At 61.0% G+C, this 19,571-nt stretch carries 16 protein-coding genes; all 16 read left to right on the top strand.

Annotated features, from left to right (window positions below; genetic code table 11):
* Window positions 1-75 precede the first annotated feature (75 nt).
* The 16 genes from AABA48_RS13105 to AABA48_RS13180 all read left to right on the top strand — a co-directional run bounded on the left by AABA48_RS13105 (window position 76) and on the right by AABA48_RS13180 (window position 19,556).
* Entirely contained in the window at window positions 76-759 is a 684-nt protein-coding gene (locus AABA48_RS13105; RefSeq protein ID WP_286350819.1) for a DotU family type IV/VI secretion system protein, read from the top strand.
* 13 nt (window positions 760-772) lie between these two features.
* Window positions 773-4,228 (top strand): type VI secretion protein IcmF/TssM N-terminal domain-containing protein, encoded by a 3,456-nt coding sequence (locus AABA48_RS13110; RefSeq protein ID WP_286350820.1) that lies wholly within the window; start codon window positions 773-775, stop codon window positions 4,226-4,228.
* A gap of 46 nt (window positions 4,229-4,274) precedes the next feature.
* Window positions 4,275-6,650, top strand: coding sequence for a type VI secretion system protein TssA (gene tssA, locus AABA48_RS13115; RefSeq protein WP_286350821.1), 2,376 nt, complete (start codon window positions 4,275-4,277; stop codon window positions 6,648-6,650).
* Between the two features lie 6 nt (window positions 6,651-6,656).
* Window positions 6,657-7,850, top strand: coding sequence for a 3-oxoacyl-ACP synthase (locus AABA48_RS13120; RefSeq protein WP_286350822.1), 1,194 nt, complete (start codon window positions 6,657-6,659; stop codon window positions 7,848-7,850).
* A complete protein-coding gene (locus tag AABA48_RS13125; protein ID WP_010943789.1) occupies window positions 7,850-8,518 on the top strand; it encodes a DUF4150 domain-containing protein in 669 nt (222 codons plus the stop codon). The genes AABA48_RS13120 and AABA48_RS13125 overlap by 1 nt, the downstream gene beginning before the upstream one ends.
* The gene (locus AABA48_RS13130) at window positions 8,515-9,549 is read left to right on the top strand and encodes a T6SS immunity protein Tli4 family protein (protein ID WP_286350823.1); all 1,035 of its coding nucleotides are present in this window, start codon (window positions 8,515-8,517) and stop codon (window positions 9,547-9,549) included. The genes AABA48_RS13125 and AABA48_RS13130 overlap by 4 nt, the downstream gene beginning before the upstream one ends.
* A gap of 15 nt (window positions 9,550-9,564) precedes the next feature.
* Complete coding sequence (locus tag AABA48_RS13135; RefSeq protein ID WP_338270633.1) at window positions 9,565-11,172, top strand: esterase/lipase family protein; 1,608 nt, start codon at window positions 9,565-9,567, stop codon at window positions 11,170-11,172.
* Window positions 11,173-11,362: 190 nt separating this feature from the next.
* Window positions 11,363-12,259 carry a T6SS immunity protein Tli4 family protein gene (locus AABA48_RS13140; protein WP_338270635.1) on the top strand — a complete coding sequence of 299 codons (897 nt, stop codon included), beginning with the start codon at window positions 11,363-11,365 and terminating at the stop codon, window positions 12,257-12,259.
* 161 nt (window positions 12,260-12,420) lie between these two features.
* Entirely contained in the window at window positions 12,421-12,654 is a 234-nt protein-coding gene (locus tag AABA48_RS13145) for a hypothetical protein (protein ID WP_338270637.1), read from the top strand.
* A gap of 52 nt (window positions 12,655-12,706) precedes the next feature.
* Entirely contained in the window at window positions 12,707-13,729 is a 1,023-nt protein-coding gene (locus AABA48_RS13150) for a T6SS immunity protein Tli4 family protein (RefSeq protein WP_338270639.1), read from the top strand.
* Window positions 13,730-13,744: 15 nt separating this feature from the next.
* Entirely contained in the window at window positions 13,745-15,361 is a 1,617-nt protein-coding gene (locus AABA48_RS13155; protein ID WP_338270641.1) for an esterase/lipase family protein, read from the top strand.
* A 101-nt stretch (window positions 15,362-15,462) separates the two neighbouring features.
* Complete coding sequence (gene tssB, locus AABA48_RS13160; RefSeq protein WP_066358080.1) at window positions 15,463-15,948, top strand: type VI secretion system contractile sheath small subunit; 486 nt, start codon at window positions 15,463-15,465, stop codon at window positions 15,946-15,948.
* Window positions 15,949-15,958: 10 nt separating this feature from the next.
* Window positions 15,959-17,443: a type VI secretion system contractile sheath large subunit gene (gene tssC, locus AABA48_RS13165; protein WP_286350826.1), complete on the top strand. Its 1,485-nt coding sequence runs from the start codon at window positions 15,959-15,961 to the stop codon at window positions 17,441-17,443.
* 81 nt (window positions 17,444-17,524) lie between these two features.
* The gene (locus tag AABA48_RS13170; RefSeq protein ID WP_010943794.1) at window positions 17,525-18,010 is read left to right on the top strand and encodes an Hcp family type VI secretion system effector; all 486 of its coding nucleotides are present in this window, start codon (window positions 17,525-17,527) and stop codon (window positions 18,008-18,010) included.
* Window positions 18,011-18,128: 118 nt separating this feature from the next.
* Window positions 18,129-18,584: a hypothetical protein gene (locus tag AABA48_RS13175; RefSeq protein ID WP_286350827.1), complete on the top strand. Its 456-nt coding sequence runs from the start codon at window positions 18,129-18,131 to the stop codon at window positions 18,582-18,584.
* Window positions 18,585-18,638: 54 nt separating this feature from the next.
* The gene (locus AABA48_RS13180; RefSeq protein WP_338270645.1) at window positions 18,639-19,556 is read left to right on the top strand and encodes a LysM peptidoglycan-binding domain-containing protein; all 918 of its coding nucleotides are present in this window, start codon (window positions 18,639-18,641) and stop codon (window positions 19,554-19,556) included.
* The last annotated feature ends 15 nt before the right edge of the window (window positions 19,557-19,571 follow it).

The following is a 19,571-nucleotide window of genomic DNA, read 5'->3' on the forward strand; positions in this document are numbered from 1 at the left end:
TACCCATCGGTGCCGGGTCCGCTCCTGCCTTCAGCCGTCGGCACAGCCATGTCCGGCAGAGAGGTTTATCCATTCATGCATCTGACAGACTGTTTCACAGACGTTATGGCCTACCTGAATCACTCCCTCCGGACTATTGCGGTCCGACAGCCCCCCTACGGAGAAATCCGCCGTGAAATCGAGCGGCTCATGGCAGCGGCGGATGCCGCGGCCCGCAGCGAAGGACTCGACCGGGAAGAATTCGACCTGGCGCGCTTCGCCGTCTGCGCCTGGATCGACGAATCGATTCTCTCCTCATCATGGGAAGAAAAAAACACCTGGCTGAAGGAACAGCTCCAGCGCATCCACTACGCCACCACCGACGCGGGGGAGGAATTCTTCACCAGGCTCACGGCGCTCGGGCTAAATCAGCGGGAGGTGCGGGAAGTGTTCTACCTCTGCCTGGCCTTCGGCTTTACCGGCAAGTATTGCACTCCTGGCGACGAGTACCACCTGGAACAGTTGAAAACCGCCCAATTGAAGCTGCTGATGGGAAGTTCGGTAGGACTTCCCTCTCTGGAACGGACCGAACTCTTTCCCGAGGCATGGCCGTCCGGACCGGCGCCGGCAACCCCCCGCCCCGGACGCGGGCAGGGAAGCCGGGCGCTCCCGGTTGCCGTGGCGACTGTGCCTGTGGCCTTGTTCCTGATTCTGTTCCTGGCCTATCGCTTCACGCTCACAGGCGTGGGTGATACGTTCCTGAGGACGGTACCGTACTGAAATGAGCAAACGAATGATGAAATCGCTGAAATGGCTGCTGCTGGCGAGCGTCGTCGTGCTCACGGTATTCCTGATGGCCGGGATCGTTCTGGCGCTCGACTGGCCCTGGTGGGTGACCGTTTGCCTGTTGCTTCTCCTTGCCGGGATCGCAGCGGGGGCCATGCTGCTGCGGTCCCTACTGCTGCGGCGCCGGGAGAGGCACTTCATCAGTGAGGTAATCGAGCAGGAAAAAGACGCCCTCTCCGCCCTGTCCGACGGAAGCCGGGCGCATCTGGACCAGCTCGCTGAACAGTGGAAAGAAGGGGTGGGAGCCCTCAGAGGCTCGCACCTCAAGCGACGTGGCAACCCACTCTACGTGCTCCCCTGGTACCTGGTCATCGGTGAAAGCGGCTCCGGCAAGAGCACGAGCCTTGCCAGCGCCCGTCTCCCCTCTCCCTACACCGATTCCCGACGGTCAGCCGGTGATGCCGGTACGCGCAACTGCGACTGGTGGTTCTTCGAAGAGTCCGTCGTGCTCGACACGGCGGGCCGTTACGCCGTGCCGGTCAACGGGGAGCGGGACCGGGATGAATGGCAGAAGCTCCTGACGCTGCTGGTCAGGCACCGGAGACGCGAACCCCTGAACGGTCTCGTCCTGACCGTGGCGGCAGACCGACTCCTTTCCGGCGGACGGGAGGAAAGCGCCGAGGACGGGCGGATCATGCGCCGCCGGGTGGATGAACTGATGCGCGCCCTGGGGGTGCGGGTACCGGTTTACGTGCTCGTTACCAAGTGCGACCTTATCGAAGGGATGAACTGCTTCGCCGAGCTTCTGCCGGAAAAGGCGCTACGCCAGCCCATGGGCATGATTAACCGCGACCTGACCGCCGATGTAGGCTCGTTCACGGCCAGTACCCTGGAAACGGTAACCGAGCGACTCAGAAGTCTCAGGCTCCAGATCCTCCACCGGTCCGAAGCCCGCGACGCGACGCCGGCTCTTGCCTTCTTCCCCGAGGAATTCGCAGGGCTCCGCGAAGGACTCACCGCGTTCATGGAGGGGACGTTCCGCGAAAACCCCTATCAGGAAACCCCGCTGCTGCGGGGGGTGTTCTTCGCCAGCGGCCGTCAGGCCGGCAGCCCCCGCTCCCGGTTCAGCGGGACACTGGGAACCGTTGCCGGGCCACAACCGCTCCCCGACACCAGCCGTGGCATTTTCCTCCACGACTTCTTTGCCCGGGTCCTTCCCGCCGACCGGGCACTCCTGGCCCCGACACACCGGTCTGTCCAGTGGCGCACCGTCACCGGCAACCTCGGGCTCCTCTCCTGGCTGCTGGTGGGGCTGGCCCTGTGCGGCCTCCTGTCATTCTCCTTCGTGAAGAACATGGCCACCATTCGAGAGGTATCGCGCCAGTTCGAACGGACGCCGACCATCAATGCTGATCCGGTGAATAATCTCCTGGTCCTGGAGAGCCTTCGACAGGGGATTCTGCGCGTGGAAGAACAGAACCGCGCCTGGTGGTTGCCCCGGTTCGGACTTAATGAAAGCCGGCGGGTGGAAGCCGTTCTCAAGGACAAGTTCTGCAACCAGTTCCGGGATGGTTTTCTCGCCCCCTATGACCGCCACCTGGCCGAAGGGGTGAACGGTCTCTCCGCGGCCACGCCGGACGAACTCTTTGCCCGGTACGCCATCCACCTGACGCGGCGGATCAACATCCTTACCGCCAGCCGGGCAGGCAGGGGACTCGATGATCTGCGCGCCCTCCCGCAGCCGGCGGCCCTGTCGTTCATGGCCGCTGAAACCCCGTCGGTCGCCGACGCGCACAAGCGGTTCGGGGAGCTCTATCTCCACTACCTTGCATGGCGATCCGACTCTCCCGATGTGGCCCGCGAGGCGGCCCAGCTCCAGGGCTGGCTCAGGCGGGCCCTCTCGCTCAAAACCGGCAGCCTCTCCTGGCTCGCCCCCTGGGTCGACCTCCATGGAGGCCTGTCACCCGTAACCCTGGCTGAATTTTGGGGAGGAAGCGTACCGGTGCCGGATGAACCGACGATCGCCCCGTCCTTCACCGGCAAGGGCAAAGACCGGATCGACGGCCTCATGCGCGAACTGGAAGCCGCGGTGGGCGACTCTCGCCTTCTGGCGAAGGCATGTGAAGGATTCATCCCGTGGTACCGGACCCGGTGCATCCAGGTGTGGCAGGAATTCGCGGCATCTTTCCCCCGCGGCGCCCAGAGGCTGCGGGGCAGCGGCGAGTGGCAGCAGGCCGCTGCGCGGATGGCGACCGAGCACGGTCCGTACTTCGCGTTCATCAACCGGATGTCCCGGGAGCTGCACCCCCTGGCGGGCACGGCAGGAGTTCCTTCTTTTGCGGCACAGCTCTTCGCGTTCCAGGTTGCGCGGGCCGGAGGCGCCGTCTCCGCTCCCGATACGGCAACCCGTGTCACCGGAGAAAGCCGGCGCCTCATGGCCTCCATCCGCAGGAGGCTGGGAAACGAGGCTGCGGCCAGCGCCATTGATCCGCCCCTCATGGCCGCGCGCAGCTGGCAGGAATACCAGGCTGCCCTGGCGGCCATCGCTCCGGCCGCATCATCGCGGCAGCAGGCCTTCCAACTGGCATCCCAGACCTTCACCGATGATCCTGGCACAGGGAAAACCCCATTCAATGCCGCCTGGAATGCGGCCGCACGGCTGAAGCGGGACATCGCCGGCACCGGTGCCGACGACGCCTTCTGGCGCCTCGTCACCGGCCCCCTCGATTTCCTCTGGGGATATGTCAGGCGCGAAGCCGGCTGCCAGCTCCAGACCCTCTGGGAGGAGCAGGTGCTGGCCCCCACCCTGGGGCTCCCCCCCCAACAGGCTGGCCCGATGCTGCTGGGCCCCGACGGCCTTGCCTTGCGCTTCGTGAAGGGCCCTGCCGCCCCCTTTGTCCGGGGCACGGCAGCGGGGTACGCCCCCCGGCAGGCACTGGGCGGGGCGCTGCCGCTGGAGGGACCCCTCTTCGCCTTTTTGGGCAAAGGGGCACAGCTCAATGCCATGATGTCCGGCCGACAAGCAAACTACACCGTAGTCATCAAGGGACTTCCCACCGACGCGAACCCCGAGGCCAGGATCAAGCCGCACGGCACGAGACTGGAGCTCCAGTGCGCCGGGCAAGCCCAGGCACTCGTGAACCACAACTTTCCCGTGGGCAAGACCTTCTACTGGTCGCCCGACAGTTGCGGCGACGTGATCTTCCAGATTGAGGCGGGCGACCAGGTGCTCACAAAACGATATGCCGGCCCCCAGGCATTCCCGGACTTCCTCCGTGAGTTCGCCAGCGGGCATCGCACGTTTGCGGCCGGTGAGTTCCCCGGCGAGAAAGACGCGCTGGTTCGCATGGGGATCACCTCCATCCGGGTAAGCTACCAGTTCATCGGCAGCCAGCAGGTGATCAGGCAGGGCGGCGCCATGGCCGGAGCCACGGCGCCGCGGATGATCGCCCGGTGCTGGTAGGGGCACACTATCTGTGGCTGTGTCGCAGGAACAAGGAGCGGAACTGATGCCCTCCGTTGATCCGTGCTGGCGCTGGGCCGCCTTCGGCAAGCATCCTGCCGCAGCCGACTACTTTCGGCTCGGTGAGGATTCTCCCTTTGTCGAAGGATTGGTCGCGTGGGTGGAGAGCGGGTACCGGCATCTCATCAACCGGCGCGAAACGGCATTGCCGTTCTGCTCCTGGCGCTTCTGGTCCCGCGGATTCGGCCGGGATTCCCTTGTCATTGGAGTGGTCCGGCTTTCCAGTGACAGCCTCGGCCGCCCCTATCCGCTGCTCATCATGGGGAGCGGCCCCCTTGAGGGATGGGAAGAGCAGTGGGATCTGCTCCCTTTTGCTTGTGAACCGTCATGGTGCCAGATCGAATATCTGGCGACGCACACCTTTGATGATCTGAAGCACATGGGAGAAAGACTCCGAAGGGTGCGGCCCCCCGGACCGGATTGGGACGGCATGGCGGAACGGCGCCGCGGCCTGAACCGGCTCGGCTCTCCCTTTGACCCCTATGCTTCCTTCCTGGACATCCCCCGTCTCGAACAACTGGTCGCCGGACATGCCGGCCGGGAAGAGTTCTCCGTCAGACTCGACCGGGGTCCGGTGCATGACAAAATCACCCTGGTAAGCCTTTGGCACCTCCTGACCAAGAGGACCGTCAAAGGAGTCCCCCACGCCCTTTTCATGGGCGGCAACCTGGAGCACTCCTTTCTCGCCTCTTTCCGGCGGGCCCTGGCTCCGGGGGATTTTTCCCACCTCTGGTCCGTGCCGGACGCAGGAGGATGGCATGCCAGCATCGGAACGGAGCACGCCTTGGACATTGCATCTATCGGGAAAGAACCGGTGTGCCCCGAACGGCCGGCCGGCGAGGACATTCGCTATGACCCCCTCTTCGACGCACTTCAGGCGGAGATTGACAGGCTCGCTTCCCCAGCCGCTGCCGGCACCGTCGACTGGGAGCATGTGGTACGCATGGCAGCCGACATCCTCGCCACCCGGTCCAAAGACCTCCTTGTGGCGAGCTACCTGGCAGTGGGACTCGTCCAGACCCGCGGGGGTGACGGCCTCGCTCTGGGGCTCACTGTCTGGCGCGACCTCCTGGAACGGTTCTGGGCCGACCTTTTCCCGGCCCGGATGCGAGGACGCCAGCGGAGCGTGGAATGGTGGCGCGATCGGACCGACGTGGCTCTGCGGCAACTGGAGGAGTTCACCCTCCCTCTGGAGCAGCATGTCATCATCAGGGAGAACCTTGCGGCCATCGACCGTTTCCTCGGCGAACACCTGGAGAATGCCCCATCCCTCGCCCCCCTGCGAGAACTGGTGACGGCCGCAGCGCCGGAGAACGCACCGGAGGAAATCGTCTCCTCTCCTGCCGCACCGATGCCGCCCGTTGAGACACCGGAGCGCGACCTGCCTCCCCTCTCCGTCCGGAGCAGCACCGTCCCGCCGGTGGAGACGCACTGCCCCGCGTTTTCAGCCGGCTACCCCGCACAGGCCCTGGAGGCGGGGCTGCGCCACGTGGGCGAAGCGGCCGGCGCGCTTCGGCAGCAGGAGCCGGCCAGCCCGGCACCCTACCGGCTTTCCCGCCTCGCGGCATGGGGAGCGGTGACCGAACTACCGCCAGCCACCGGCAGCCGTACCCGTATTCCGGCGCCAGAACGGCCGGTGCTGACCTTTCTCCAGGAACTGGCGAACCACGGCGACAGCGAGGCACTCCTCAAGGCAGCCGAAGGACGGCTCCCCCAGTTCATTTTCTGGCTCGATCTGAACCGGTTCTCCGCCGAGGCCCTCGCCCGTCTCGGCGAACGCTTCGCCGCGGCCCGGGAAGCCGTCTGCCACGAGACCGCCGCCCTGCTCCAACGCCTCCCCGGCCTCGACGGCCTCGCCTTCGCCGACGGCACCCCATTCGCCGATCCGGCGACCCGCCAATGGCTTGCGGGAATCGCCTCCCATGGCTCAATCACCATGAAGGGCGGGACGGAAAGCGACGAAACAGCCTCTCTCACCGCCGAGATCGATCGAGAGATGGCCGAGGCCCAGATCCTCGTCCGGGGAGGGAAACTGATCGATGCAGTGGAACGGCTCCAGAAGCGCCTCGGCACTGGCGCCTCCCGCCAGGAAAAACTCATCTGGCGTCTCGCCCTCGCCGAACTTCTGGTGAACGCCAACCGGACCGGCTTGGCCCTTCCCCATCTGGAGCAGGTGATCGCCGACATCGGAACCTTTGGCCTCGAAGAGTACGACCCCGCCCTGGCGCTCCAGGGGCTCAAGCTCGCCTGGCTCGGCTTCGACGCCCAGACCGAACCCCGCTTCAAGGAAAAGGCCACAGAAACGCTCCACCGCATCGCCCGCCTCGATCCGGCGGAGATGGTGCGACTGGCGAAGGGGTAGATATCGATGGAACGGCGTCGCGAAGCAGTTGCTGGCGGTGAAGGCTCCGCAACGGGAGCCCCAAAACCCGGAGCCGGCGAGCGGATCGCCGTGACCGGTTTCGGCCTCGTGACCCCCATGGGATTTACGTCCTGGCGCTCCGTGTCAGCCGTGATCCGCAACCGCAGCCACTTCGCCTGGCACGAAACGGTTCTGGTGGCCGACGCCCCCGACGGCACCGCCCTGCGTGGTGCGACGATCAGCCGGGTTTCGGGGGAAGGCGTGCGGTTCGGCCTGACCGGAAGCGAGCGAAGTCTGGCGCTCCTGGCACCGGCGCTCCGGGAGGCCGCCAGCGGCCTTTCACCCTCCTCCGGCGACGCGGTGCCGGCATGGATCATCAATGGGATCCCTTCGGAAGAAGTCGGGGCAATTCCCTGTCCGGCGGACATTCTTCCCCTCCTCTCCCCGGGGGAGTATCTGCCTGTTGGCCGAAAGGGAGGCTCCGGACGGTGCCTCTTTCTAGACCGGGTAGCCGAGGCGGTGGAGGCCCTCGGAGAGGGGAGATGTCCGCGGGCGCTCGTCGCCGCCGTCGACTCCCTCTGCTTCCTGCCGGTGCTCGAAGAACTCCTGGCGGCCGGCAGACTTCTGAGCGGTCCGAACCCCGAGGGGATCATCCCCGGCGAGGCGGCCGGAGCCATCCTCCTGGAGCGGGAAGAGTCGGCACGGAAGCGGGGCGCTCCCATCTACGCGTTCGTCTCATCATGGGGCCACGGCATTGATCCCGCTCCCCACGCCGGAGGTCATCCCGCGCAGGCACGGGGGCTCACCGAAGCATTCATACAAGCCTTCGACGGACTTCCTTGCCCCGGTAAAGAGATCGTGCTGGTTGTCGCCGACCTGAACGGCGAACGGCAGCGTGCGCTGGGATGGGCCGTGGCCGAAGAACGGGTTTTCGGCCCCTCACACCGGGAGCGGCAACTGTGGCTCCCCGCCTTCTCCGTCGGGGAATGCGGCGCGGCCCTCGGCGTGGTGCAGACCGTCGTCGCCGTCGCAGCTCTTGCCAAGGACCTCGCCAACGGGGAGCAGGTCGCCCTCTGTTCCTCCGATGACGGAGGAGAGACGCGGGTACTTTGTCTCGAGCGGGGAGACTTCACCGATCGCCATGCCCTTAACCGGTGGCGGCGGGAGCGGCAGGCGAAAACGAACGAAAGAGTAACCTGATGGGAGCAACGCTTGTCGTCAACGGCCAGACCGTCGTCCACAAGGAAAGCGGCGGCGTAGTCACCACCACCGACGTCTGCAAGACGCCGGTGGGAAACACCGTGGTGCCGATTCCCTACACCAACGTCGCCCGGTCGGTCGATGTGGCAAACGGCAGCAGTACCGTGGCCGTGGACGGCCACCCGGTCATGCTGAAGGATTCGGTCTTCAGCCGCAGCAGCGGAGATGAGCCGGGCTCCCTCGGCGGCGTCGCCTCCGGGGTCACCGGCGGCAAGGCGAAGTTCGTCAACTTCTCGAACAACGTCTTCTTCGAAGGACGCCCGGTCTGCCGCCGTCTCGACCCCATGGTCAGCAACCTCTCCGGCACGGGGAACACCCCGCCGGCGCCTCTGATGCAGGAGAATATAGCCGTGGCGGCCGACGATCACCAGGGGCACCGGATACCGTTCACCTTCTCCTTCAGGCATCCGGACTTGAAAAGCGGCAGGGTCGAATTCCCCTCATTCACCGCCCGGCACGCCATGGAGGGAACGACCGATCCGGGGGACGACCCCGACGGCTACTGCGACGACGTCCACCTCGCCGGCGCGCCGGGGACCCACGACCTGAGGTTCGCCGACTTCGAGCGCGAACGGAAGAAACTCCCCCGCGAGGAGACCACCACATGACCATATCCGCCACCCTGCGCAGGGCGCTCCTCTTCCTGCTCATCACGCCCATCGTCACCCTGCTTGCCTGCACGAGCAGCGAAGGGACGCAGAAAAAAAGCACGCCACCCTCGACTGGCAAAGGAGTACCACGGATGACCACCTACCCCATCGGAAGATTCGCCATTGATGTGCCGGCGGAGATGAAGCTGGTTCACCAGTGGCAGAGGCTCCGCTACGCGGAGATCGAGGAGTTTGCCTGGTCCGGCAGCGTTCCCCGCGCACAGGCCCGCGACGAGGCATGGAAGAAGCGCCTGACAGAGATCGGCAAACTCACTCCACCCAAAGGAAAGGAGCGAGTGATCATCGAGACCCGCGAGTTTCCCGGTGTTGGGGCGTGGGCGCGGGGAATCCTCTTCTACGGCAACAGAATGAGTTCAAAGGACGGGAATTGGCTGATTCTTATGGATGTGGGTCAAACTGCTGCATGGCTGGAATTAAAGGGGCTCGTTCAATACGAGCAGGATATGCTTCACGATCTGACCGAGATTGCGAAATCTTATCAAGCTCGTCGCTTCGGCGATCTCAAACTCCCCCCTGGCAACTGGTTCTATACCGAACATGGAGTCATCAATCTCCCCTACCTGGAGCAGGAAACGGCCGCCGCCCGGTTCGAGGGGCACCCGCTGGGGTTGGAGATCGACATCGAGACAACGGAAATCCACAAGGAGGAGGCGGAAAATCATGGACTGATCGGCAGAACAACCGCGGTAATCGTCACTGGATATGCGACAGGGATCGACATCAAGAGGATACGGTCGAGAACGCGGGTCGTCACAGGTCTTAAAGGCGACGAAGAGGTAGACCGCATGGACGATGGCACGAGGTCCGTATTGAGCTTTGCCTGGCGCTTTGCCGGTAGGAAGGACTCGGGTGAGCATCCGAAAATCCTCATAACGATGGAATGCGCGGATGGTCATCTTGAAGAAAAACTGCAAATTTGGGACGCAGTGCTTAACTCTCTGAAACCGATGTATGGAACCGGCAGATAACGGGGAGAACGACGGGTGAGCATTTCCTCCGAGATCAACCAGATCGACATCAAGTGGTGGGAGTTGTTCGACACCATACGGGGTCTCAGGACCGAGGCGCAGAACCGGATTGTCATCGAGCGGGAGGTGATCCCGATCATCTTCGTCCCCGGCATTATGGGAAGCCGACTGAAGCTTGCCAAGAAAAGAGGAAAGAGAGCATGGGACCCCGACGATTCATTGTTCATGCTTGACCGGTATGGCAAATTCACCGTTGATGCCGCAGAAAAAAAAGCCCTCCTCGTCGGCCCGGGGTTCGATCCCGACTACCTGGAGGTCGACACCGACAACCCGAAGCTCGACAAAAGTTTTCTACGACGTTACCCGAGAGCCGACAAGCGGGGTTGGGGCGGGGTCATGTGGGGGAGTTACGGACCGATCCTGCGGGCACTTCACGATCACCAATGGGAGGAGCCGGTGGGACACTGTTTCGAGTTCCCGGTCCACGCCTTCGGCTACAACTGGACCGCCTCAAATCTGGAGGCCGGCAGGAGGCTGAAGGAGTATATCGGTGCCACCATCGACCACTATGCCAAAGGATTGAAGGACGAAGCGGGGCGCCCCCTGGAACGCCTCTGCACCCGGGTGATCCTCGTGACCCACTCCATGGGAGGGCTCGTGGCCCGGTCCGCCTGCGTGCTCCACGGTGCCGCAGAAAAAGTGCTCGGGGTCATCCACGGCGTGCAGCCGGCCACCGGCTCCCCTGCCGCCTACTGGCGGATGAAAGCCGGGTTCGAGCGCCCTGCCGGCGGACCCCGCAAGAGCATCTGGGACTGGTTTCTCAATCCCGTGAAGATGTTCGAGCGGCTGGCCATGGGGTATGCCTCGGCCTGGATCCTCGGTACCGACGGTGAGGAGGTGACGGCGCTCTTGGGGAACATGCCGGGGGGGCTGCAACTGCTGCCGAACAAGGAGTACCGGGACAATAGCGGCAGCCGGCAGTGGCTCGCCTACCCAGGGGCCGACGGCCGGACCCTGAGCCTTCCCCTGAGCGACCCCTACGAGGATATCTACCGCGTCCGAGACAACGTACCCTGGCGGATGGTGAACCCGGACTGGCTTGATCCGGGTGAAAAAACAGATTCAATTAGACCAGGAAAAAGAAGTCCGTGGACATTCTATCAACGCTATCTCTCTCAAGCCGAAGAATTCCACGACAACCTCGGCTCCCGGGTCCACGACGACACGATCCAGTTCTACTCCACCACCCTCGACTCACCGGACCGGATCGTTTATACCCGCGAACCCCACGTGCATTCTACGCCCCACCAGTTCAGGAACAAGGGGGCATTCCGGGCCTATGTGGACAGTAACGACGAAATACGGGAAACCTCCGCAGGAGCAACAGCGGTGGTCGCCCTGGAACCCTTCTCCGGCACCGGCGACGGCACCGTTCCCGATTCGTCTGGCAAGGCCCTCAAGGTTCCCACGGCACGGATCGGTCGGGATTCGCATGCCGATTTCTTTTCCATCGACCATCAGGGAATCTATGGAACGGATACAGCGAAGAAAATTGTCTTCACAACCGTCTGGAACCTGGCGATCAAGCGGAGCGAGGAAAAAGCGGGGACAGCCGGGGCATGAGGCATGAAGTTACGCGCGAACGGAAGAAACTCCCCCGCGAGGAGACCACCACATGACCATATCCGCCACCCTGCGCAGGGCGCTCCTCTTCCTGCTCATCACGCCGATCGTCACCCTGCTTGCCTGCACGAGCAGCGAAGGGACGCAGAAAAAAAGCACGCCACCCTCGACTGGCAAAGGAGTACCACGGATGACCACCTACCCCATCGGAAGATTCGCCATTGATGTGCCGGCGGAGATGAAGCTGGTTCACCAGTGGCAGAGGCTCCGCTACGCGGAGATCGAGGAGTTTGCCTGGTCCGGCAGCGTTCCCCGCGAACGGGCCCGCGACGAGGCATGGAAGAAGCGCCTGACAGAGATCGGCAAACTCACGCCACCCAAAGGAAAGGAGCGGGTGATCATCGAGACTCGCGACTTTCCCGGTGTTGGGGCGTGGGCGCGGGGAATCCTCTTCTACGGCAACAGAATGAGTCCAAAGGACGGGAATTGGCTGATTCTTATGGATGTGGGTCAAACTGCTGCATGGCTGGAATTAAAGGGGCTCGTTCAATACGAGCAGGATATGCTTCACGATCTGACCGAGATTGCGAAATCTTATCAAGCTCGTCGCTTCGGCGATCTCAAACTCCCCCCTGGCAACTGGTTCTATACCGAACATGGAGTCATCAATCTCCCCTACCTGGAGCAGGAAACGGCCGCCGCCCGGTTCGAGGGGCACCCGCTGGAAGTGAAATTAGCCATTAAAACCGTCGAAACCCACAAAATCGAGCCGGAAGGTCATGGACTATTGGGAAGACTAGGGGCGTTACTGGCAACCAGATTTGCCGGCAATGTCGAGATCAAAAAAATCCGTACCGGCAAGAGAATGGTTGCCGCCATGCCGGGCGAGGAGACGATCCTACGAGCTGACGAAGAGGGAAGAAAAGAACTGAGTTTCATGTGGCGGTATGCCGGAGAAAAGGATTCGGGAGAACACCCCAAAATCCTCATCGAAATGGAATCCGCTGACGGCCGCATTGAAGAGAAGTTGCAGATTTGGGACGCCGTGCTTAATTCGCTGAAACCGATGTACGGAACCGGCAGATAACGGGGAGAACGACGGGTGAGCATTTCCTCCGAGATTAACCAGATCGACCTCAAGTGGCGGGAGTTGTTCGACACCATACGGGGTCTCAGGACCGAGGCGCAGAACCGGCCTATGTGGACAGTAACGACAAAATGCGGGACACCTTCACAGGAGCAACAGCGGTGGTCGTCCTGGAGCCCTTCTCCGGCACCGGCGACGGCACCGTCCCCGATTCGTCTGGCAAGGCCCTCAAGGTTCCCACGGCACGGATCGGTCGGGATTCGCATGCCGATTTCTTTTCCATCGACCATCAGGGAATCTATGGAACGGATACAGCGAAGAAAATTGTCTTCACAACCGTCTGGAACCTGGCGATCAAGCGGAGCGAGGAAAAAGCGGGGACAGCCGGGGCATGAGGCATGAAGTTACGCGCGAACGGAAGAAACTCCCCCGCGAGGAGACCACCACATGACCATATCCGCCACCCTGCGCAGGGCGCTCCTCTTCCTGCTCATCACGCCGATCGTCACCCTGCTTGCCTGCACGAGCAGCGAAGGGACGCAGAAAAAAAGCACGCCACCCTCGACTGGCAAAGGAGTACCACGGATGACCACCTACCCCATCGGAAGATTCGCCATTGATGTGCCGGCGGAGATGAAGCTGGTTCACCAGTGGCAGAGGCTCCGCTACGCGGAGATCGAGGAGTTTGCCTGGCCCGGCAGCGTTCCCCGCGCACAGGCCCGCGACGAGGCATGGAAGAGGCGCCTGGCAGAGATCGGCAAACTCACGCCACCCAAAGGAAAGGAGCGGGTGATCATCGAGACCCGCGACTTTCCCGGTGTTGGGGCGTGGGCACGGGGGGTGTTTTATTACGGGGACTACATGATCGCCAAGGAAATCCATTTCGACGTTCTTTTTGATGCCGGGATGTCTGGCGTCTGGATGAAGATCCACGGTATCAGCAAAGAAGCCATGGAGAAAAATCTTGTCAACATTTCTAGATCCTACCAGCCTCGTCGGTTCGGCGATCTCAAACTCCCCCCTGGCAACTGGTTCTATACCGAACGTGGTGCCATCAATCTCCCCTACCTGGAGCAGGAAACGGCCGCCGCCCGGTTCGAGGGGCACCCGCTGGGGTTGGAGATCGACATCGAGACAACGGAGACGCACAAGGTAGAAGAAGCCGGTCTCATCAAAAAGACCATGGCCGCAATGGCGACAGGATTCGCAACCGGTTTGAATATCGACAAAATCCGCTCCAGGAAAAAGACTGTTGCCGGCCTCGACGGAGAAGAAGAAGTTCTCAGAATGAACGATGGCAACAAAACCGTCTTGAACTTCGCATGGGAATACCGGGGAAGAAAGGATTCCGGAGAGTATCCGGAGATACGCATTACCATGGACAGCGCTGATGGCAAACTGGAGCAAAAGCTCCAGGTCTGGGACGCCGTGCTTAACTCGCTGAAACCGATGTACGGAACCGGCAGATAACGGGGAGAACGACGGGTGAGCATTTCCTCGGAAATCAACCAGATCGACATCAAGTGGTGGGAGTTGTTCGACACCATACGGGGTCTCAGGACCGAGGTGCAGAACCGGATCGTCATCGAGCGGGAGGTGATCCCGATCATCTTCATCCCCGGCATCATGGGAAGCCGGCTGAAGTTCGCCAAGGGCAAGAAGCAAGGGACGAGAGCATGGGACCCCGACTCTTCTGGCTTCATGTTTTTGAATTACGGCAGATTCGACGTTTCCGCAAAGAAAAAGAAGGCCCTCCTCGTCGGCCCGGGGTTCGATCCCGACTACCTGGAGGTCGACACCGACAACCCGAAGCTCGACAAAAGTTTTCTACGACGTTACCCGAGAGCCGACAAGCGGGGTTGGGGCGGGGTCATGTGGGGGAGTTACGGACCGATCCTGCGGGCACTTCACGATCACCAATGGGAGGAGCCGGTGGGACACTGTTTCGAGTTCCCGGTCCACGCCTTCGGCTACAACTGGACCGCCTCAAATCTGGAGGCCGGCAGGAAGCTGAAGGAGTATATCGGTGCCACCATCGACCACTATGCCAAAGGATTGAAGGACGAAGCGGGGCGCCCCCTGGAACGCCTCTGCACTCGGGTGATCCTCGTGACCCACTCCATGGGAGGGCTCGTGGCCCGGTCCGCCTGCGTGTTCCACGGTGCCGCAGAAAAAGTGCTCGGGGTCGTCCACGGCGTGCAGCCGGCCACCGGCTCACCCGCCGCCTACTGGCGGATGAAGGCCGGGTTTGAGCGCCCTGCCGGCGGACCCCGCAAGAGCATCTGGGACTGGTTTCTCAATCCCGTGAAGATGTTCGAGCGGCTGGCCATGGGGTATGCCTCGGCCTGGATCCTCGGTACCGACGGTGAGGAGGTGACGGCGCTCTTGGGGAACATGCCGGGGGGGCTGCAACTGCTGCCGAACAAGGAGTACCGTGACAATAGCGGCAGCCGGCAGTGGCTCGCCTATCCAGGGGCCGACGGCCGGACCCTGAGCCTTCCCCGGAGCAACCCCTATGAGGATATCTACCGCGTCCGAGACAACGTACCCTGGCGGATGGTGAACCCGGACTGGCTCGATCCGGGACAACAAAACCATTCGGAACTTAACCCTGCGACTGGGCCATGGGAGAAATACTTGGGCTACCTTGGCCAAGCCGAAGAATTCCACGACAACCTCGGCTCCCGGGTCCACGACGACACGATCCAGTTCTACTCCACCACCCTCGACTCACCGGACCGGATCGTTTATACCCGCGAACCCCACGTGCATTCTACGCCCCACCAGTTCAGGAACAAGGGGGCATTCCGGGCCTATGTGGACAGTAACGACGAAATACGGGAAACCTCCGCAGGAGCAACAGCGGTGGTCGCCCTGAAACCCTTCTCCGGCACCGGCGACGGCACCGTTCCCGATTCGTCTGGCAAGGCCCTCAAGGTTCCCACGGCACGGATCGGCCGGAATTCGCATGCCGATTTCTTTTCCATCGACCATCAGGGAATCTATGGAACGGATACAGCGAAGAAAATTGTCTTCACAACCGTCTGGAACCTGGCGATCAAGCGGATCGAGGAACAGGTGGGGGGGCCGGCCGAGGATTGAAAGCAGGCTGAACCAGTACGGTTGACAGAAGGGTAAAGCTGAATTCAACGGGATACACGCCACGGACGGCACGTTCCCATCACACACAAAAGGAGAACTACATGTCGAATGAAGCATCCGTAGCACCGAAGGAACGGGTGAACATCGTCTACCGTCCCGCCGATGGCGAAGGGCGCGAGGAAGTGGAGCTTCCCCTTAAAATCCTGGTGTTAGGGGACTTTACCGGGCAACCGGACGAGCGGCCCGTGGAGAAGCGGGACCCGGTGCCCGTGGACAAAGAAAACTTCAACGAGGTAATGAAGGCCCAGGGAATCATGCTGAACATCGCCGTCTCCAACCGGCTTTACGATGCCCCCGACGAGGAGCTGCCGGTAAAGCTGAGGATAGAATCTCTGAGGGATTTTGGCCCGGAGGCCATCGTGGAGCAGGTGCCGGAGATGAAACGCCTGTTGGAGCTGCGCGAGGCACTGCGGGCGCTGAAGGCCCCACTCTCCAACATCCCGGATTTCCGGAGGAAAATCCAGGAACTGGTCGTTGACGACATCGCCCGCGCCAAGCTGATGGCCGAAATAGGGATCGAAGGATAAGGAGGAGAGAATGAGCACAGAGATGAACGGAACGGCTCCCCTCCAGGAGCAGAGTGCGTCCGACACGTCGCTCCTGGAGGATATCGTCCGGGTCACTAAACTTCAACCGGCCGACGAAGCTTACTCTATCACCAGAAAAGGGGTCGCGGCCCTCATGGCCCAGCTTCTGGAGCCGGGAACCGAAGCCCCGAAGGTATCCAAAGCAGTGCTTGATGACATGATCGCCGAAATCGACCGTAAGCTCTCCCTCCAGATGGACGAGATCCTTCACCATCCCCAGTTCCAGGAACTGGAATCATGCTGGCGGTCGCTCCACTTCCTGGTGGATCGGACCGACTTCAGGGAAAACAACCGGATCGAGCTCCTGAACGCCACCAAGGAGGAACTGCTTGACGACTTCGAGGACGCACCCGAGGTGGCCAAATCGGGCCTCTACAAGACCGTTTACTCCGCCGAGTACGGTCAGTTCGGCGGCAAGCCGTTCGGAGCGATCATCGGCAACTACGACTTCGGTCCGGGGGCCCAGGACATAAAGCTCCTCCAGAGCCTGGCTGCCGTAGCCGGGATGGCCCACGCCCCCTTCATGGCCGCCGCATCACCCCAGTTCTTCGGCTGCGATGACTTCACGGCCCTGCCGAACCTGAAAGACATCACGTCGATCCTCGAAGGCCCCCAGTACGCCAAGTGGCAAGCGTTCCGCGAGAGCGAAGATGCCCGCTACGTGGGACTGGCCCTGCCCCGCTTCCTCCTGCGGCTCCCCTACGGCGAGGCAACCAGGCCGGCCAAGTGTTTCAACTACGAAGAACAGGTCTCCGACGGCCACGATCGCTACTGCTGGGGCAACGCAGCCTTCGCCTTCGCCACCCGGCTTACCGAGAGCTTTGCCAACTTCCGCTGGTGCGCCAACATCATCGGCCCCCAGGGTGGCGGAACGGTGCATGACCTGCCGCTCCACCAATACCAGGCAATGGGAGCCATCCAGACCAAGATCCCCACCGAAGTGCTCATCAGCGAGCGCCGCGAATTCGAGCTGGCCGAAGGAGGGTTCATTGCCCTTACCATGCGAAAAGGCAGTGACAATGCCGCCTTCTTCTCCGCGAACTCGGTCCAGAAGCCGAAATTCTTCGGCAGCTCCAAGGAGGGGAAAGAGGCCGAGCTCAACTACAAGCTGGGGCTCCAGCTCCCCTATATGTTCATCGTTAGTCGCCTCGCCCACTATCTGAAGGTGATCCAGCGGGAGCACATCGGCACGTGGAAGGAACGGGGCGATCTGGAGAATGAGCTCAATCTGTGGATTCGTCAGTACGTCTCAGAGATGGACAACCCCATGCCCGGCGTTCGCAGCCGCCGCCCCCTGCGCCAGGCCGAAGTGACCGTTGAGGACGTCCCGGGCGAACCGGGCTGGTACCGGGTGGGCCTCAAGGTCACCCCTCACTTCAAGTACATGGGGGCATACTTCACGCTGTCACTGGTGGGGAAACTGGATAAAGAGTAGGGACGCGACAGAATCGGAGCCTGTGCCTGCAATGCGGACCATCAGGGACCGCAATTTCACATCACAAGGAGGTAGCAGCAGATGGCAATGCCCGCCCACATGACCCTGACTGGAGAAAAACAGGGGAAGATCGACGGTTCCTGCGAACTGCAGGGGCGAGAAAACACTATCCAGCTTTACGAAATGAAGCACGACATCCACATGCCGCGCAATCCCCATGACGGCCTGCCCACCGGCAAGCGCGTCCATGGCCCCCTGTCGATCGTCAAGATGTTCGACAAGAGTTCGCCGAAACTCTATCAGGCCCTCTGCACCGGAGAGCACATGAAAAACGTGCAGATCAAGTGGTACCGGATCAACAAACAAGGGCTGGAAGAGCACTATTTCACCACCACCCTTGAGGATGCCATCGTGGTCGAGATGAAACCCTACATGCCCATGACGCTCCTTCCCGCGAACGAGCCCTACGGCCATATGGAAGAGGTGGCATTCTCCTACAAGAAGATCAAGTGGACCTGGGAGCCCAACGGTATCGAGGCCGAGGATTCCTGGAGCGTGCCCAAGTAGTTATTTTCTGATGGAATGCCCTCCCCGGCGACGGGGAGGGTGCATTTTCAGATAATCTCAACATTGCAACATGGCGTGTGCATTACCCGAAGATGGCAAAGCAATTACGAGGTAGCAAATGAGATTCTGTGGCGTGTGTGTAGCTATCTATATGCTACTGCTCGGGGCTGTCTCGGCCCACGCTGACCAGCAGGTGACTTTTTCTGCCACAAAGCACGAGCGAGAGAGAAAAATCGTAAAGACACTGTTGAAGAAAGAGATCCGGGAAGCAAAAACCCTCTCGAAAGAACCTGTTCAGATCGATATTGCACTGGCCGACCTTAATCACGACGGTACACGTGAGATTCTGGCATATGTGCGACAGTATCCTTATTTTTGCGGCACTGAAGGGTGCTGGTTCGTGATTTTTAGGCAAGAAGGCCGAACATGGCGTAACATACTTCAGTTGATAATTCAGGAAAATGTCAGTCTATCCACCTTTTCAACATCCGATTTTGTTGATCTGATTGTGGAAGACAAGTCAGTATGGAGTTGGCATGATTACAAATACGACTTCTCACATAAACTTCCATGATTCATTCAACAACTTGATACCGAACAGTAATAATTTCTATTGAGGGCGTATGCCGTGAGTAAGACGTTTGAGGATTTTTTGACTGCTTTGGCACAAAAAGAGTCGAGCAGGAGATATGGCATCGAAAACTACAGTGGCTATTTGGGTAAGTACCAAGTAGGGGAGTATGCCCTGATCGATGCGGGATATTATCTCCACGATGGAACGGGCGCCAGGAAAAATGCAGAAGGCAAATACGTTAACAACGATTGGATCGGTCACTGGACGGGACGGAAGGGCGTTAAGAGCAAGGTGGATTTTCTCTCTGCCCCTGAAGCCCAGGAAGACGCAATCCGGCACCACGTGGCCAACCTCTGGAAACAAATCAAAGCGTTGCATCTGGATTTGTACGAGGGCACAACGGTCAACGGGATCGTTATCACGAAATCGGGAATGATCGGAGGAGCCCATCTGAAGGGGGTCGGAGGGCTGAAAAGTTATCTCAAATCTGCAGGCCGCAACATTCCGAAAGATGGAAACGGCACGTCCATTGAACACTATGTGTCAACGTTTGGTGGCTATGATATTGAGAGCATTCTGAAGGATGCATGCGGAGCAACCGACAACGCAGAGAATCACCGAGTCATGACCACAGTTGGTCAATCCCGATCAAAGACTAACTTGGCGAAAAAGCATGTTGGAAACGGGGGCAACGCTCAACATCATGTTGTAAGGCCTGGAGATACCCTGTCTAGAATTTCCCGCATGCATAACCTCTCAGTGGCCGAAATACTTACGGTTAATCCCTCAATAACCGACAGGAACCGGATAGCTGTCGGACAGAAGGTGGTAATCCCTTCGGACAAAACTGCCAGTCACAGTTACGGCAAGACACCCTATGCGCCTGCATCACATTCTCAAGTTGGCTCAACACCTCGGCAACCGTGGTGGGGAGAAACATTTGTCGGAGGATTCCGCAAGAAATGGAACTGAGGGGGTCATCGCCAC

Source organism: Geobacter sp. 60473 (genome assembly GCF_036323535.1).
Classification (GTDB): domain Bacteria; phylum Desulfobacterota; class Desulfuromonadia; order Geobacterales; family Geobacteraceae; genus Geobacter; species Geobacter sulfurreducens.

Excerpts from the sequence above, each read along its gene's own strand:
- AABA48_RS13105 (WP_286350819.1), top strand. The coding sequence starts at position 76 with ATGCATCTGACAGACTGTTTCACAGACGTTATGGCCTACCTGAATCAC.
- AABA48_RS13110 (WP_286350820.1), top strand. The coding sequence starts at position 773 with ATGATGAAATCGCTGAAATGGCTGCTGCTGGCGAGCGTCGTCGTGCTC.
- tssA (WP_286350821.1), top strand. The coding sequence starts at position 4,275 with ATGCCCTCCGTTGATCCGTGCTGGCGCTGGGCCGCCTTCGGCAAGCAT.
- AABA48_RS13120 (WP_286350822.1), top strand. The coding sequence starts at position 6,657 with ATGGAACGGCGTCGCGAAGCAGTTGCTGGCGGTGAAGGCTCCGCAACG.
- AABA48_RS13125 (WP_010943789.1), top strand. The coding sequence starts at position 7,850 with ATGGGAGCAACGCTTGTCGTCAACGGCCAGACCGTCGTCCACAAGGAA.
- AABA48_RS13130 (WP_286350823.1), top strand. The coding sequence starts at position 8,515 with ATGACCATATCCGCCACCCTGCGCAGGGCGCTCCTCTTCCTGCTCATC.
- AABA48_RS13140 (WP_338270635.1), top strand. The coding sequence starts at position 11,363 with ATGACCACCTACCCCATCGGAAGATTCGCCATTGATGTGCCGGCGGAG.
- AABA48_RS13150 (WP_338270639.1), top strand. The coding sequence starts at position 12,707 with ATGACCATATCCGCCACCCTGCGCAGGGCGCTCCTCTTCCTGCTCATC.
- tssB (WP_066358080.1), top strand. The coding sequence starts at position 15,463 with ATGTCGAATGAAGCATCCGTAGCACCGAAGGAACGGGTGAACATCGTC.
- tssC (WP_286350826.1), top strand. The coding sequence starts at position 15,959 with ATGAGCACAGAGATGAACGGAACGGCTCCCCTCCAGGAGCAGAGTGCG.
- AABA48_RS13170 (WP_010943794.1), top strand. The coding sequence starts at position 17,525 with ATGGCAATGCCCGCCCACATGACCCTGACTGGAGAAAAACAGGGGAAG.
- AABA48_RS13175 (WP_286350827.1), top strand. The coding sequence starts at position 18,129 with ATGAGATTCTGTGGCGTGTGTGTAGCTATCTATATGCTACTGCTCGGG.